The organism is Shigella sp. FC1661 (assembly GCF_001712525.1).
Classification (GTDB): domain Bacteria; phylum Pseudomonadota; class Gammaproteobacteria; order Enterobacterales; family Enterobacteriaceae; genus Escherichia; species Escherichia coli.
This window is the reverse complement of the sequence record NZ_MDGW01000604.1, coordinates 1-15245: the sequence shown is the minus strand read 5'-3', so window position 1 is coordinate 15245 and position 15245 is coordinate 1. Positions and strand designations below refer to the sequence as shown.

The 15245-nt window shown below is 49.8% G+C and carries 12 protein-coding genes and 3 pseudogenes; 4 read left to right on the top strand and 11 right to left on the bottom strand.

Annotation, left to right across the window (positions count from 1 at the left end; translation table 11 throughout):
• The 5 genes and pseudogenes from BFF42_RS26005 to yiaK form a co-directional block, all read right to left on the bottom strand.
• The coding region (locus BFF42_RS26005) for an IS1-like element transposase (protein WP_001650043.1) at nt 1-237 on the bottom strand (237 nt) is incomplete at its 3' end.
• Nucleotides 238-292: 55 nt separating this feature from the next.
• Nucleotides 293-1279, bottom strand: a pseudogene (locus tag BFF42_RS26000) (TRAP transporter large permease subunit); the annotation flags it as partial.
• 2 nt (nt 1280-1281) lie between these two features.
• The gene (yiaM, locus tag BFF42_RS25995) at nt 1282-1755 is read right to left on the bottom strand and encodes a 2,3-diketo-L-gulonate TRAP transporter small permease YiaM (RefSeq protein WP_000721664.1); all 474 of its coding nucleotides are present in this window, start codon (nt 1753-1755) and stop codon (nt 1282-1284) included.
• A 117-nt stretch (nt 1756-1872) separates the two neighbouring features.
• Nucleotides 1873-2341 (bottom strand): annotated as a pseudogene (locus BFF42_RS25990) (NanQ anomerase/TabA/YiaL family protein).
• A gap of 20 nt (nt 2342-2361) precedes the next feature.
• A complete protein-coding gene (yiaK, locus tag BFF42_RS25985; protein ID WP_000869038.1) occupies nt 2362-3351 on the bottom strand; it encodes a 3-dehydro-L-gulonate 2-dehydrogenase in 990 nt (329 codons plus the stop codon).
• Nucleotides 3352-3551: 200 nt separating this feature from the next.
• Here yiaK and yiaJ point away from each other — a divergent pair, with 200 nt between their 5' ends.
• Together yiaJ and BFF42_RS25975 are read left to right on the top strand one after the other, a co-directional pair.
• Nucleotides 3552-4400 carry an IclR family transcriptional regulator YiaJ gene (gene yiaJ, locus BFF42_RS25980; protein ID WP_000514229.1) on the top strand — a complete coding sequence of 283 codons (849 nt, stop codon included), beginning with the start codon at nt 3552-3554 and terminating at the stop codon, nt 4398-4400.
• A 101-nt stretch (nt 4401-4501) separates the two neighbouring features.
• Nucleotides 4502-4975, top strand: a complete 474-nt coding sequence (locus BFF42_RS25975) for a 4Fe-4S dicluster domain-containing protein (RefSeq protein ID WP_039059637.1) — start codon at nt 4502-4504, stop codon at nt 4973-4975.
• 150 nt (nt 4976-5125) lie between these two features.
• Here the strand turns inward: BFF42_RS25975 and avtA are convergent, their stop codons facing one another.
• Complete coding sequence (gene avtA / locus BFF42_RS25970; RefSeq protein ID WP_000144361.1) at nt 5126-6379, bottom strand: valine--pyruvate transaminase; 1254 nt, start codon at nt 6377-6379, stop codon at nt 5126-5128.
• Nucleotides 6380-6555: 176 nt separating this feature from the next.
• Nucleotides 6556-8586 (bottom strand): alpha-amylase, encoded by a 2031-nt coding sequence (malS, locus tag BFF42_RS25965; protein ID WP_039059638.1) that lies wholly within the window; start codon nt 8584-8586, stop codon nt 6556-6558.
• 319 nt (nt 8587-8905) lie between these two features.
• Between malS and BFF42_RS25960 the strand changes: the two genes are divergently transcribed.
• A complete protein-coding gene (locus tag BFF42_RS25960) occupies nt 8906-9730 on the top strand; it encodes a protein bax (RefSeq protein ID WP_001297957.1) in 825 nt (274 codons plus the stop codon).
• A 107-nt stretch (nt 9731-9837) separates the two neighbouring features.
• On the opposite strand, the gene xylR is transcribed toward BFF42_RS25960, so the two are convergent.
• From xylR to xylF, 4 genes are all read right to left on the bottom strand, one after another.
• Nucleotides 9838-11016 (bottom strand): D-xylose utilization transcriptional activator XylR, encoded by a 1179-nt coding sequence (gene xylR, locus BFF42_RS25955; protein WP_000494484.1) that lies wholly within the window; start codon nt 11014-11016, stop codon nt 9838-9840.
• Nucleotides 11017-11093: 77 nt separating this feature from the next.
• The gene (gene xylH / locus BFF42_RS25950; RefSeq protein ID WP_000045978.1) at nt 11094-12275 is read right to left on the bottom strand and encodes a xylose ABC transporter permease XylH; all 1182 of its coding nucleotides are present in this window, start codon (nt 12273-12275) and stop codon (nt 11094-11096) included.
• Nucleotides 12253-13794 carry a D-xylose ABC transporter ATP-binding protein gene (xylG, locus tag BFF42_RS25945; RefSeq protein ID WP_001146510.1) on the bottom strand — a complete coding sequence of 514 codons (1542 nt, stop codon included), beginning with the start codon at nt 13792-13794 and terminating at the stop codon, nt 12253-12255. Before xylG ends, xylH begins: the two co-directional genes overlap by 23 nt.
• Before the next feature lie 77 nt (nt 13795-13871).
• Nucleotides 13872-14879, bottom strand: coding sequence for a D-xylose ABC transporter substrate-binding protein (gene xylF / locus BFF42_RS25940; RefSeq protein WP_001117437.1), 1008 nt, complete (start codon nt 14877-14879; stop codon nt 13872-13874).
• Nucleotides 14880-14894: 15 nt separating this feature from the next.
• Here xylF and BFF42_RS25935 point away from each other — a divergent pair.
• Nucleotides 14895-15245 (top strand): annotated as a pseudogene (locus tag BFF42_RS25935) (transposase); the annotation flags it as partial.

Below are 15245 nucleotides of genomic sequence, written 5' to 3'. Positions count from 1 at the left end.
CGTGTTGAGGCCAACGCCCATAATGCGTGCACTGGCGCGACATCCGACGCCATTCATGGCCATATCAATGATTTTCTGGTGCGTACCGGGCTGAGAGGCGGTGTAAGTGAACTGTAGTTGCCATGTTTTACGGCAATGAGAGCAGAGATAGCGCTGATGTCCGGCAGTGCTTTTGCCGTTACGCACCACGCCTTCAGTAGCGGAGCAGGAAGGACATCTGATGGAAATGGAAGCCACGCAAGCACCTTAAAATCACCATCATACACTAAATCAGTAAGTTGGCAGCATTACCGACCATGCCGACAATCAGGATAGCCACCATAATGACGATAAACAGCAGACGCGGTGAATCGACCAACGGTTGCAGTAAATCAGAAACCATCATCGGCAGTTCAGCAATGGTAATCAGCCAGGCGGAAACTTGTGCCGAGGCCACCAGAAACATAACCACTGAGGTGGTTTTCGCCGCGCCAATGAGTACATGCCAAAGTGTGGCGAAGGCCATTTCACGGTAAATAACTGTGGCGACAAACAGCGCATAGAAAGCAGCAACGGCCCCGGCTTCGGTAGGGGTAAACAGACCGGAGCGAAACCCGCCAATAATGATGACTGAAAGAAACAGAGCCCAGATACCGGAGACAAAAGAGTGCCAGATTTCCTGCATCGTTGCTTTTTGCTGGCGGGGTAAATTAAGGCGACTGGCCTGCCACCACCAGGTAAGCATCAGCGTTGCGCCCATCATCATGCCAGGGGCAATGCCCGCCATAAACAGCTTACTGATGGATAATCCGCTGGAAACGCCGAAGATAATAAACGGAATGGAAGGGGGAATAATTGGCGCGATAATGCCGCCAGAGGCAATCAGCCCCGCCGCCCGGTTGACCGGGTAGTTGGCGCTGCGCATCATCGGCACCAGTAGAGCGGCAACGGCGGCGGTATCCGCAACGGCAGAACCAGAAAGGCTCGCCATAATCATAGCTGCCAGCACGCCGACGTAGCCCAGCCCGCCTGGTTTATGCCCCACCAGTTTCATCGGCAGGTCAACAATGCGTTTTGACAAGCCGCCCGCATTCATGATTTCACCCGCCAGCACAAAGAACGGAATCGCCAGCAGGGAGAAGCTATCGGCTCCGTTCACCAGCGTTTGTGCCATGATCTGGACATCAAACATGTCCAGCCAGAACATTAACGCCGCCCCGCACAACAACAGTGCCCAGGCAATAGGCAAACCGATAGCAATACCACCCAACAGACAGCCCAGAAAAATCAGCACAGCCATGATTAAGCTCCTTGCGGTGGCGACGTTAGAGAATTGCTACGCGTGATGAGTTGATATAAATGACGCAGTTCAAAGAATGCGATAACGAGGCTGGTGGGCAGACAAGCGGCATACATCAGGCCGATGGGCAAACCGAGGATCGGTGAATAATCGCTCCAGTCCTGAATTGTTTTTAGCGTTGCGCCCCAGGCCAGTGCGCCACAAATAAATAAGATTAAGGAATGGGTAACCAGAGCGACTCGTCGTTGCCATGCGGGGGAGAGTTTCTCCACCAGAAAGGTGACCTGAACGTGGGCGTTATCCATAAAAGCCACAATCGCGCCAATAAATGTTAACCAGACAAATAAATAACGTGACAATTCATCTACAGATAAAATGCTTGTCTGAAAACCATATCTTAAAATAATGTTTATAAACACAATACAGGAAAGTACGGCGAGATTAATCGCCAGTATTGCTTCAAGTATTTTTTTCATAGCTATTCCTTGAGGCTATGTCTGTCATAATTCAAGTTGCATGTGCAGCAACCTAAATTATTAATATAGTTAGAGCAATAACATTACCCAGTCGTTCTGGCGTAGACGATTATTTGATTAATTCAGCGCTGTTAATGCGACTTTAACCACAATTTTTCGTATCTCAGAGGCCTGTTTGCAGAATACAACCTGGTCGGTGAACATCCTGCGGGAAGAAAATAGCGTAGCTGCCCGGTATCATTTCTATAAATGATTCATGTTCACTGACATGATAAAAAATAATATCGCGCTGCTCTAATAGTGATTCGCTGACTTTATTATTTCCTGTATCAATAGCAATGCCGATTTTCTCTTGACCCCACGCCAGAAACTGAATATCGATATACCGACGATGCACTTCCGGACAGTTTTCCACCGCTTCGCGTGTGGTTAAATCGATAATTTGCGCATAAATATTCTTGCCGTCGATTTCGACAACGCCCGGCTCCAGGACGTTGAAGTTGGTAGCGCGCAGAAAATCGAGCGCCTTTTCAATGGCGGCGGGCAAACGGCACGGATTGGGCTGCGCGATATGTCCAAAAATCATGACTTATCTCCTCATAACGCCTAGATTTTGGCCCACACGCTGTCATCAACAGTGATGCCGTTACGGCGGTTTTCGGCCAGCAGGGTAGTAAATTCGTGGCCGGGTAAGCGGATGGCCTGGTTTTCGTCAGCGCGTTCAGCGGTAGTAACGTAATCCATGATGCGTTGCAGCTTGGCATCGCGGGTGGGACCGTCGATAAGCTTGTCCACTTCAATGGCAATAAAAATTTGTGAAATGCCGTATTCGTCGCTGTTGTCCTGGGTGACTTCGGCAACCGATGCGCCGTCGGAAAGGAGAGTAGCGATCATATCCAGCACAATCGACATGCCAGAACCTTTCCAGTAGCCCATCGGCAAAATGCGGCGATTCTTCTCGATAACGCCAGGTTCTTTGGTCAAATTGCCCTCATCATCAAAGCCACCATCGACCGGGAGCTGACGGCCCGCCAGGCGGTTAACTTCTAACATGCCGTAAGAGAACATCGACATCGACATATCGACCATGGTGATCGGCGTGGAAGGAATGGCGACGATCAGCGGGTTAGTGCCAATGCGACACTCTTTTGCGCCCCACGGCGGCATTACGGCGATGGAGTTGGTCCAGCAAATGCCAATATAGCCTTTTTCCGCCGCCTGCCAGCCGTAGCTGCCGCCGCGCATCCAGTGGTTGGCATTACGAAGTGCCACCAGACCAATACCGTGATCGGCAGCCAGTTCAATGGCGCGATCCATCATCTTTTTCGCCGTCAGGTTGCCGATCGAACGCTGGGCATCCCACTGTTCAATTGCGCCGAGGCTGGTTATACGTTTGGGTTGGGCATCAGGAATGATATCGCCGTTTTCCAGTTGTTGAATGAAACGAGGGAAACGATTAACGCCGTGAGAATAAACGCCGGATTCGGTGGTGCGGGCGAACATCTCTGCACAGGCGTCAGCCGTTTCGCTGTCAACGCCGCGTGAAATTAAGACCCGATTAAAGGCTGCTTTTAACTGCTCAAATGTCACTTTCATCCCAGGCTTCCTTGTTTTTTTGATCGCTTTTTTGGCTTAAAATTTCAATATGCGAAACTTGATTTCAAATATATTGATCACTTTTTAACAAAGAAATCTGATTGATGAATTTCAAAAGACATAAAAATCAAGTGGTTATAAATTATCTGTCGAGATCGTGAACTACGGCACACTTTGCGCTACCATCAGGACGCGACAAAATGGGGAAAGAAGTGATGGGAAAAAAAGAGAACGAGATGGCGCAGGAAAAAGAGCGTCCAGCCGGAAGCCAGAGTCTGTTTCGCGGGTTGATGCTGATTGAGATTTTGAGCAACTATCCAAACGGTTGTCCGTTGGCGCATCTTTCGGAGCTGGCTGGTTTAAATAAGAGTACCGTCCATCGCTTATTGCAGGGATTACAGTCCTGCGGCTATGTGACCACCGCGCCCGCCGCAGGGAGTTACCGCCTGACTACCAAATTTATTGCCGTCGGGCAGAAGGCGCTGTCTTCGCTGAATATCATTCATATCGCCGCTCCGCATCTTGAGGCACTGAACATCGCCACTGGTGAAACCATTAACTTCTCCAGCCGCGAAGACGATCACGCTATTTTGATTTATAAGCTGGAACCCACAACCGGGATGCTGCGAACCCGTGCCTATATTGGCCAGCATATGCCGCTCTACTGTTCCGCAATGGGCAAGATCTACATGGCGTTTGGTCACCCGGACTACGTGAAGTCATACTGGGAAAACCATCAGCATGAGATCCAGCCGTTAACCCGCAATACCATTACCGAGCTGCCCGCGATGTTCGACGAACTGGCGCACATTCGTGAAAGCGGAGCGGCGATGGACGGAGAAGAAAACGAACTCGGCGTCTCCTGTATTGCTGTTCCGGTGTTTGATATTCATGGGCGGGTGCCGTACGCCGTGTCGATTTCGCTTTCGACATCACGTCTGAAACAGGTGGGAGAGAAAAATCTCCTGAAACCACTGCGTGAAACCGCGCAGGCTATTTCTAATGAACTGGGATTTACTGTCAGGGATGACCTGGGCGCGATCACATAACGCTTTGGACAAGTGCCAAAACTTTAACATTTCCTTCGTTGGATCAAAGCAGTAGGGACGCGCTCTCTGGCACTCTGCTGTTTTAGTGCAAAGGAGTGATCATGAACCGGTTTATTATTGCGGATGCGACGAAATGTATCGGTTGCCGTACCTGTGAAGTGGCTTGCGCAGTGTCGCATCAGGAGAATCAGGATTGCGCTGCGTTGTCACCAGACGAGTTTATTTCCCGTATTCGTGTCATTAAAGACCACAGCTGGACCACGGCAGTAGCCTGTCATCAGTGTGAAGATGCACCGTGCGCGAATGTCTGCCATGTTGACGCGATAAGCCGCGAACATGGGCATATTTTCATTGAACAAACACGTTGCATTGGCTGTAAAAGCTGTATGCTGGCTTGCCCGTTTGGTGCGATGGAGGTCGTTTCTTCGCGCAAAAAGGCGAGGGCGATTAAGTGCGATCTGTGCTGGCATCGGGAGACGGGGCCGGCCTGTGTTGAAGCCTGCCCGACAAAGGCGTTGCAGTGCATGGATGTCGAGAAAGTGCAGCGGCATCGGCTACGGCAGCAGCCTGTTTGAAACGTTTTCCGGCGTTTCTCAACGCCGGAATAGTGCGTTTTGTTTATGCCAGATGCGGCGTAAACGCCTTATCCGGCCTACAAATTCTTCCAAATTCAATATATTGCAGAAATCATGTAGGCCTGATAAGCGTAGCGCATCAGGCAATTTTTAGTGACTTTCTGCCCAGGCTCTTTCTATCTCTTCCGCCAGAATCTTCACCCCCGCCTCAATTTTCTCCGGCTCTGGTACGTAGTTCATGCGCATACATTGATGCGTATGCGGCCACGGTTTATCCAGTCCCGGGAAGAAGTTGTGCCCCGGCACCATCAGCACGCCGCGTGCTTTCAGGCGCTGATAGAGCTGCTCGGTCGTAATGGGCAAATCCTTAAACCATAGCCAGAGGAAAATGGCTCCTTCCGGTTTATGAATCAGGCAGCGATTTTCCGGTAAATAGCGGCGAATGATGGCGATAGTTTCCTGAACACGCTGGTAGTAAAACGGTTTGATGACTGTTTCAGACAGGCGCAGCAGATCGTTACGCTTAATCATTTCACACATCATCGCCGGACCAATACCGCCAGGTGCCAGGCTGATAATGCCGTTCATATTGGTGATGGCAGTGATGATTTTTTCATTGGCGATGATAATGCCGCAGCGGGAGCCAGGCAGCCCCAGCTTGGAAAGACTCATGCACAGCACGATATTCGGATTCCATAGCGGGCGCGCTTCACTGAAGATGATACCCGGGAACGGGACGCCATAAGCGTTATCAATCACCAGCGGAATGCCGTGTTGATTCGCCAGCGCGTCAAGCTTCAGCAACTCTTCGTCAGTAATCACATTGCCTGTTGGATTCGTCGGCCGGGAGACGCAAATCATCCCGGTTTCTTCGCCAATATGCAGATGCTCAAAATCGACGTGGTATTTAAACTGGCCTTCCGGCAGCAGTTCAATATTCGGACGCGCAGAGACAAACAGATCTTCTTCCAGTCCGGCGTCAGCGTAGCCAATGTATTCCGGTGCCAGCGGGAACAGCACTTTTTTGACCCGACCATCGGCACGGCGTCCGGCAAACAGGTTAAATAAGTAGAAAAACGCGCTCTGGCTGCCGTTTGTTAGTGCAATATTCTGTGGTTCGATATCCCAACCCAACTTCTCGCGCAGCATTCCGGCAAGCAGTGTGAGTAGCTCCGTTTTCCCCTGTGGACCGTCGTAGTTACACAGTGCATCAGTCGCTTTGCCACTTTCCAGCATGTCGGTGAGTAGCGTCTGGAAGTAGTCCTGCATTTCCGGGATCTGCGCCGGATTACCGCCGCCGAGCATAATCGCGCCAGGCGTGCGTAAACCGTCGTTCAGATCTTCCATCAGCAGCGTAATGCCGGAGTGGCGGGTAAATTTGTCACCAAAAAGGGAGAATGTCATAGCGGGATATCTGTCGAACTCTGTAGCAAGGAAGGTAACAATAACGCTACATTTGCTGGGGTGCAAATCGGTCTGTTGAAGAGTGAGCGGTGCTTTATCCTGCAACGCTGATTAGGGCAGACATTTTATCCTGGTTGGCGCTTCCCGAGGTACTGATGAACGGGAAGCCGGAAAAGTCACTGTTGCCCAGCCCAGATGACCAGCACTTTATCGTCGCCATGCTCACGAACAAAGCCGTAGCCCTGCTTCAGCGAAAGTGTCGTTTGTTTGCCCGCGCCAATTGCGGGATGGCGGGCGCGGAACTGGCTGATTTTCTGCCAGTGCGCGACGTTGGCGGCAGATTTACCGCTAACATCCTGCCAGTTCATATCCGAACGTGTACCTTGCAGCGGATCAGAACCTGTAGGACCGAACGGACGCGAGGATTCATCGCCATAAAAGATTTGTACCGCGCCTGGCGCTAATAGTAATAACTCTGCTGCTTTGTCGCCCCCTTCACGGAACAGACGGGTATCATGCGACGAGAGGTAGCTCAACACGTTGAAACCCTGCAATTTCTCCGCCATTTGCTGCCAGGTCGTATCCATCTGCGCCAGACAATCGACTGCTTTCGCCGCCTGCTCCTGATAATCGAAATTGATCATCGCATCGAAGCCGTGGCGATAGTAGTCACTTTGCATCACGCCGTGGCCCCAGGCTTCACCGGTCATCCAGAAAGGTTTGTCATCTAATGCTTTGTCGGGGTTAGTTTTTTTCCATTCGCGAAGCGCGGAGCTGGCTTCGGTTTTCAGTTGCTGCCAGGCGGGCAACTCAACATGTTTGGCGGTATCGACCCGAAAACCATCAATCCCATAGTCGCGGACCCACTGACTTAACCAGTGGGTTAAGTAATCGCGAGGTGTAAAGCCTTCGATGACTTTAGCGTGAGTATCCGTTTTGTTTTTATAGAACACCGGCAGACCAGAAGCGGTAGTTGATTCGGTTTTGATATCCGGCAAAAAGGCCAGCGACATAGTGAGATCGTCGAATCCAGGATTGTCGTAATCGCCGATATCCGTTCTGATCCAGTTTTTTCCCCACCATTTATCCCAGCCTGTTTTGTCGCTGAAATTAATGTAATCGTTAAAGCTATGCCAGGTTTGCCCGGCGGCAGGTTTCCAGTCGCTCCAGCGTTCACCCAGCGTTTTTTTCACTTCGTCACCAGAAAGATATAACGCGCCAAACTGATACTCCTGCATATCCGCCAGCGTGGCATAGCCGGTGTGGTTCATCACGACATCAAAGAGAATACGAATACCGCGCTGATGTGCGCTATCAACCAGCGTCCGTAGATCGGCTTCGTTGCCCATATTGGCATCAAGATTCGTCCAGTCCTGTGTGTAATAACCGTGGTAGGCATAATGCGGGAAATCGCCTTTTGTACCGCCGCCGACCCAGCCGTGAATTTGCTCAAATGGGGCGCTTATCCATAAAGCATTAACGCCCAACTGCTGGAGGTAATCCAGTTTATTGATCAGGGCGCGTAAATCGCCGCCGTGAAAAGTGCCAATTTCCGCCATACCGTCTTTATGACGTCCGTAACTCTGGTCATTACTGGGATCGCCGTTTTCGAAACGATCTGTCAGCACAAAGTAAACCGTGGCGTTATGCCAGTCGAAAGGGGCGGATGTGTCAGTTTCTGCCCGTTCCAGCAGGAGTAAACCGTTGCTGGTAGCAGCGGGTTGTAACGTTATTTGACCGTTCTTCACTATCGCAATTTGCTGGCTGTAATAATCCCGTACGGCGGCTCCTTCCGGGAAAGTGGCGCTGACATCCAGCGTGAGCGGTAATCCATCCCATTTCGGGCATTCACGGACCAGGTTTGCTACCGCTTCGGCGGCGTTCTGGATGGAAATCATCAATGTTGGCGTACCGGAGCGGGTGTCTATTTGCAGCGTATATTTGCCGTCCCTGAACAATCGCCATTGAGGCGGCGTGTTGCTATAAGGTTGCAGGGAAAGCATCTGATTGAGTTTTATCGCATCTGCAGGCTGCCAGCACTGTTGGTCAAAATTTAGCGTGAGTGGACGCGTACCTTTGGGCAACTGCGCGTGGCTGACAAATGTTCCCGTTCCCTGTTCGCTAAAGACAGGGAACCCCGGAGAAGTCCAGCTGGCGGCAACGGCGAAGCCAGGAAGGAGTGTCAGAAAACAGGAGGCGAGTTTCATGGTGGATGAGTCCTTATTGCTGCGATTTCAGACAGTTTGCCAGCGATAAGCCAGACAAAACTCATCCCTGAGCGGTAAGTCCACAGGATGAGAAGCAAGGGTGAGCGATCGCGCGCAAAAAACGGCTGAATTTTGCGATAAACCCCACATTTTCTGCGATTTAGCGCCAATCTGAATCGTTAACTCGTGACATAGTTTCAGATTTGGACTATTCCTTGGGGTGCTCTTGACAGCTATTTTTGATATGATTTGAGATTCAACTCTCAAATTTGTGAAAAATATAAGGTGTTGGAATGATTAAATCCGACCAGGAGACCTGATGATTTTGACTCCCATACGACGATATGGGGCGATGATTCTTATGTTACTCACTCTGGTGTTTTCGAGTGAGGTGTTAGCGAAGACGCACACAACAACAGCGAGTCAAAAGTCCCACTTAACTAAAGCTAGTAATAAACAGGTAAGCAGTAAACAAGAGTATTCTCGCAATAGTGCAAAGAGTAGTTCACTTCCTGATTTGCGAAAATACCCTTCCGGAACACCAAGGAAAAAGGCGTTTCTCCGGACCGTAATGCCTTACATTACCAGCCAAAATGCAGCCATTACTGCAGAACGTAACTGGCTGATTTCAAAACAGTATCAGGGCCAATGGTCACCTGCTGAGCGTGCGCGTCTGAAAGACATCGCCAAACGCTACAAGGTGAAGTGGTCTGGTAATACGCGAAAAATCCCGTGGAATACCTTGCTTGAACGCGTAGACATTATCCCTACCAGTATGGTGGCGACGATGGCTGCAGCAGAAAGCGGTTGGGGAACGTCGAAGCTGGCGCGCAACAATAACAATCTGTTCGGCATGAAATGCATGAAAGGACGTTGTACCAATGCGCCGGGTAAAGTGAAAGGGTACTCACAGTTTAGTTCTGTCAAAGAATCGGTGAGCGCCTATGTCACTAACCTGAATACGCACCCGGCTTACTCTTCGTTCCGTAAATCGCGTGCGCAGCTGCGTAAAGCGGATCAGGAAGTGACTGCCACAGCGATGATTCACAAGCTGAAGGGCTACTCGACCAAAGGGAAGAGTTATAATAACTACCTGTTCGCAATGTACCAGGATAACCAACGGTTAATCGCGGCGCATATGTAATTGCATTTCCTTGAGCCTTATCTGATTTGTCGGTCGGATAAGGCTTTTGCTCGCATCAGGTGGCTGTGCTGAGTTCCCTGATGTGACGCCGACAATTCTCATCATCGCTACAACATGACCTCGCTATTTACATCGCGATACTCTTTTGGCGTTGTGTCATATGCTTTTTTAAAAACAGAGTAGAAATATTGCAGCGATGGATAACCGCACATTTGCGATATCTCATTGATCGACAAGGTGGTTGAAATCAGCAGACTGCGCGCTTTCTCCAGCTTCTCGGCATGAATCATGGCATGGATGGTTTCACCCACCTCTTCTTTAAAACGCTTCTCAAGATTGGAGCGCGAGATCCCGACCGCATCCAGTACCTGATCCACTTTAATCCCTTTACAGGCGTGATTACGAATGTAATGCATGGCCTGAATAACGGCGGGATCGGTCAGCGAGCGATAATCTGTTGAGCGCCGTTCAATGACGCGAACAGGTGGGACCAAAATTCGCTGTAGCGGCATTTCTTCTTTATCTAATAATCGATGCAACAGTTTTGCCGCCTGATAGCCCATTTGCCGCGCGCCCTGAGCGACCGAAGAAAGGGCGACACGCGACAGATAGCGGGTCAGTTCTTCGTTGTCGATGCCAATCACGCATAATTTTTCCGGTACGGGAATGTGTAGATGTTCACATACTTGCAGAATATGCCGCGCCCGGGCGTCAGTAACGGCAATAATCCCGGTTTGCGGTGGCAGCGTTTGTAGCCAGTCTGCCAGCCGATTTTGCGCGTGTTGCCAGTTCTCTGGCGCGGTTTCTAACCCCTGATAAACCACTCCGCGATACTTTTCTTCGGCGACAAGCTGACGAAATGCATATTCGCGTTCAGTGGCCCAACGTTTGCCGCTTGATTCCGGAAGACCATAAAAAGCAAAGCGGTTAACGCCTTTCTCTTTTAAATGCAAAAATGCGCTTTCAACCAGCGCATAGTTATCGGTGGCAATGTAATGAACGGGTGGGTAACTTTCTGCAAGGTGATACGAGCCGCCAACCCCAACAATGGGGACGTCGACATCAGCCAGCGCTTGCTCGATTTGTTTGTCGTCGAAGTCGGCAATGACGCCATCTCCTAACCAGTCCTTGATTTTATCAATGCGGGCGCGGAAATCTTCTTCAATGAAAATATCCCATTCTGATTGTGACGCCTGTAAATATTCCCCTACGCCTTCTACTACCTGCCGGTCATAGGCTTTATTGGCATTGAACAGTAATGTGATGCGGTGACGTTTAGTAAACATGGTTCTTTTCCTGCTGAATCATGCAAAAACTCAAAACCGGTAATACGTAACCGGCTTTGAGAAAATTTTTATCAAAATCAAGAACGGCGTTTGGTTGCGGAGTCCATCCATACTGCCAGCAACAGAATCGCACCTTTAACGATATACTGCCAGAAGGTCGGTACATCCATCATACTCATGCCGTTATCCAGTGAAGCCATGATAAATGCCCCCATTACTGCTCCGGCAACGCTTCCCACACCGCCAGCCAGGCTGGTGCCGCCAATCACGCATGCTGCAATAGCGTCCAGTTCGGCGATATTTCCCGCAGAAGGTGAACCAGCGCCAAGTCGAGAACTAAGGATTAATCCGGCGATGGCTACCATTAATCCGTTAATCGCGAACACGGCAAGTTTGGTGCGTTCAACGTTAATCCCGGAGAGACGTGCTGCTTCCAGATTGCCGCCGATGGCATAAATGCGTCGTCCAAATGCCGTCCGCGTTGCCATAAACATTCCGCCGAGTAACAGCAACGTCAGCAGCAGAACAGGAGTGGGAACGCCACGGTAATCATTCAACAGCCAGATTGCGCCTAATACGATGATAGCGGTTAAAGCCTGGCGACCGACTACTGCGGTAGAGGCCGGAGACTGTAAACCCAAAGCCTGACGGCGCATTCTTCCGCGCCATTGCCAACCAACAAAAGCCATTAAGCCAAGCGCGCCAATGATGAAGCCGGTACTGGCGGGGAGATAGCTTTGCCCAATTTGTGACATCGCGGCGCTGGTGGGGGATACAGTCGTGCCGTTGGTGATGCCAATGAGTATGCCGCGAAATGCCAACATGCCCGCGAGGGTGACAATAAATGAAGGGACTTTACGGTACGCGACCCACCATCCGTTCCACGCACCGAGAAGCAGTCCCAGAACCAACGTCACAATGATGGTAAGTGGCAAAGGCCAGCCTAACCAGACGTCACAAATCGCCGCGACGCCACCTAATAGCCCCATCATTGAGCCGACGGAAAGGTCGATTTCAGCAGAAATTATGACGAACACCATTCCTACCGCGAGGATGCCGGTAATCGCGGTCTGGCGTAACAGGTTGGAGACGTTACGGGCGCTTAAGTAGGCACCATCGGTGGTCCAGGTAAAGAACAGCATGATTGCGATGATAGCTGCAATCATCACGAAGACCTGCAAATTCAGTGATTTCAGCCCGGAAAAGCCACCGGATGTCGGTACGGCCAATTTCACTTCAGACGGATTGCTTTTCGACATGATGTTCGCTCCTCAATGCGGCTTCCATCACCTGCTCCTGAGTCAGGTTATGATTTATCAGGTTGGCTTTTAGTTTCCCTTCATGCATCACCAGTACACGATCGCTAAGGCCGAGCACTTCAGGTAATTCGGAAGAGATGACAATAACGGCAATACCCTGCTGGACGAGTTGGTTAATTAATTTGTAGATCTCATATTTCACGCCAATATCAATACCCCTGGTAGGTTCATCAAGAATGAGAATGCGCGGGTTGAGTAACAGACAGCGGGCGAGGATCGCTTTTTGCTGATTGCCGCCGCTCAAACGTCCAATAGCAAGATCGGGGGACGACGTTTTAACTTTGAGTTGCTGGATTGATTCCAGAATACATTTTTGCTCTGCCGCGTCATCAAGCTGGCTAATGCCACCGGTAAATTTATTGAGTGCGGCGAGGGTAATATTTTTACCAACCGCCATTACCGGAACGATGCCGTCGCGCTTTCTGTCTTCGGGTACCATCGCAATCCCCTGGGCGATGGCTTGCTGACAGTTACGAATATCTACCTGTTTGCCATCAATATAAATTTTTCCTTCCCATTGTCCGGGCCACACGCCAAACAGGCACTGAATGGTCTCGGTACGTCCGGCACCAACGAGTCCGGCAATACCCAGTATTTCGCCACGTTTCAGGGAAAACGAGACATCATTAACTCGTTTAATATGACGATTAACCGGATGCCATGCCGTCAGATGTTCAATACGTAATATTTCATCTCCGGTGGTATGTGGTTCATTAGGGTAAAGCGCGGTTAACTCTCGCCCGACCATCATGGTGATAATATCGTCTTCACTCATTCCGGCAGCATCACGCGTACCAATGTGCTGACCGTCGCGAATAACGCAAATCGTATCGGAAATCGCTTTGACTTCGTTGAGTTTGTGCGAAATATAAATACAGGCGATACCGTGCTGTTGTAGATCGCGAATAATATCCAGTAAAACCGACGTTTCCTGCTCAGTTAATGAGGCTGTCGGTTCATCGAGAATTAACAAGCGCACCTGTTTATTAAGTGCCTTGGCAATTTCAACCAGTTGTTGTTGCCCAAGCCCTAAATCGCCAACGCGGGTATCAGGTGAAATGGATAAACTGACCTGTGCGAGCAGCTTCTGACAGCGTAGCGTCATCAGGTCATAATCCATAATGCCATTGTGGGTTATTTCGTTACCCAGGAAGATATTTTCCAGCACGGTCAATTCTTTCACCAGGGCCAATTCCTGGTGAATGATGGCGATACCTTTGCGTTCGGTATCGCGGATGTGACTCGCCTGAATCTCTTCTCCCGCAAAAATAATTTCGCCTTCGTAGGAGCCATGGGGATAAATACCACACAGCACTTTCATCAGCGTTGATTTACCAGACCCATTTTCCCCACAGAGTGAGACGATTTCGCCAGCATTCAACCGCAAGCTGACGTTATCAATCGCCTTCACACTGCCGAAGGTTTTGGTAATGTTCTTCATTTCAAGTAGATAAGGCATAACGACTCCACCTAAGCCAATTCATTCACGCGGCATGGAGAGAAATCACGCCCCCGCTCCGCGCCGGGGCGTAACGCTTACAGCTCGCTCTCTTTGTGGAATCCGTCTTTAATTACCGTATCTTTGATGTTGTTTTTATTCACATCGATCGGTGTCAGGAGGCGGGAGGGGACATCTTTCAGGCCATTATTCAGTGAGGTATCTGCTTTTGGCTCCTGACCATTGCCCAATTCAACGGCAATTTCTGCGGCAGTATTTGCCAGCAATGTAATAGGTTTATACACCGTCATAGTTTGCGTACCGGCAGCAATACGTTTAATACCTGCGAGATCCGCATCCTGGCCGGAAATTGCTACTTTCCCTGATAAACCTTGCGCGCTTAATGCCTGAATTGCCCCACCTGCGGTGGCATCGTTTGAGGCAACTACAGCATCAATTTTGTTATTATTGGCGGTTAGCGCGTTTTCCGGTAACCAGCCATCAACCCATTGGTCACCAACGACTTTAATTTTTCCGGAATCAACGTAAGGTTTTAACACTTTCATTTGTCCGGCGCGGAACAGCTTGGCGTTGTTATCTACCGGCGAGCCGCCCATCAGGAAGTAATTACCTTGCGGAACAATATCGACCAGGGCTTTTGCCTGCAGTTCACCGACTTTTTCGTTATCGAAAGAAATATAAAAATCGATATCCGCATCGTTAATCATACGGTCGTAAGCTAATACTTTAATACCTTCTTGTTTGGCTTCTTTTACAACGTTACTTAATACCTGGCCGTTATACGGAATAATGACAAGAACATCGACACCCCGGTTAATCATGTTTTCAATCTGCGACATTTGTGTTTCTCCATTGCCATTTGCAGACTGTACAAATACTTTCGCACCGAGAGATTCAGCCTTTTTCACAAAAATATCTCGATCTTTTTGCCAGCGTTCAAGACGTAGATCATCAATCGCCATACCTATTTTGACTTCTTTGGCGTGTGCCGCAACGTTGGTAAGCAGAAGTGAGGTGCAAAGGGTGAGTAGAATGTTGAGGTAGCCTGAGTTTAACGGACACTCCTTCCTGAAATAGAATGGCATCAGAAGGAGCTAATAATGAGCAGAAAAAACCAACGTTACTCTAAAGAGTTCAAAGCCGAAGCTGTCAGAACGGTTCCTGAAAATCAACTTTCGATCAGTGAAGGCGCTTCCCGATTATCCCTTCCTGAAGGCACTTTAGGACAATGGGTTACCGCCGCCAGAAAAGGGCTCGGTACTCCTGGTTCCCGCACGGTGGCTGAACTGGAATCTGAAATTCTGCAACTGCGTAAGGCGTTAAATGAAGCTCGCCTTGAGCGAGATATATTAAAAAAAGCAACAGCGTATTTTGCACAGGAGTCGCTGAAAATACGCGTTAATCGAACAATGGCGACAACAATTTCCCATTGAAGCGATGTGTCAGGTATT

What these genes read in the sequence shown, in the direction of transcription:
- yiaM (WP_000721664.1), bottom strand. Translation starts at nt 1,755, where the DNA reads ATGAAAAAAATACTTGAAGCAATACTGGCGATTAATCTCGCCGTACTT.
- yiaK (WP_000869038.1), bottom strand. Translation starts at nt 3,351, where the DNA reads ATGAAAGTGACATTTGAGCAGTTAAAAGCAGCCTTTAATCGGGTCTTA.
- yiaJ (WP_000514229.1), top strand. Translation starts at nt 3,552, where the DNA reads ATGGGGAAAGAAGTGATGGGAAAAAAAGAGAACGAGATGGCGCAGGAA.
- BFF42_RS25975 (WP_039059637.1), top strand. Translation starts at nt 4,502, where the DNA reads ATGAACCGGTTTATTATTGCGGATGCGACGAAATGTATCGGTTGCCGT.
- avtA (WP_000144361.1), bottom strand. Translation starts at nt 6,379, where the DNA reads ATGACATTCTCCCTTTTTGGTGACAAATTTACCCGCCACTCCGGCATT.
- malS (WP_039059638.1), bottom strand. Translation starts at nt 8,586, where the DNA reads ATGAAACTCGCCTCCTGTTTTCTGACACTCCTTCCTGGCTTCGCCGTT.
- BFF42_RS25960 (WP_001297957.1), top strand. Translation starts at nt 8,906, where the DNA reads ATGATTTTGACTCCCATACGACGATATGGGGCGATGATTCTTATGTTA.
- xylR (WP_000494484.1), bottom strand. Translation starts at nt 11,016, where the DNA reads ATGTTTACTAAACGTCACCGCATCACATTACTGTTCAATGCCAATAAA.
- xylH (WP_000045978.1), bottom strand. Translation starts at nt 12,275, where the DNA reads ATGTCGAAAAGCAATCCGTCTGAAGTGAAATTGGCCGTACCGACATCC.
- xylG (WP_001146510.1), bottom strand. Translation starts at nt 13,794, where the DNA reads ATGCCTTATCTACTTGAAATGAAGAACATTACCAAAACCTTCGGCAGT.
- xylF (WP_001117437.1), bottom strand. Translation starts at nt 14,879, where the DNA reads ATGCCATTCTATTTCAGGAAGGAGTGTCCGTTAAACTCAGGCTACCTC.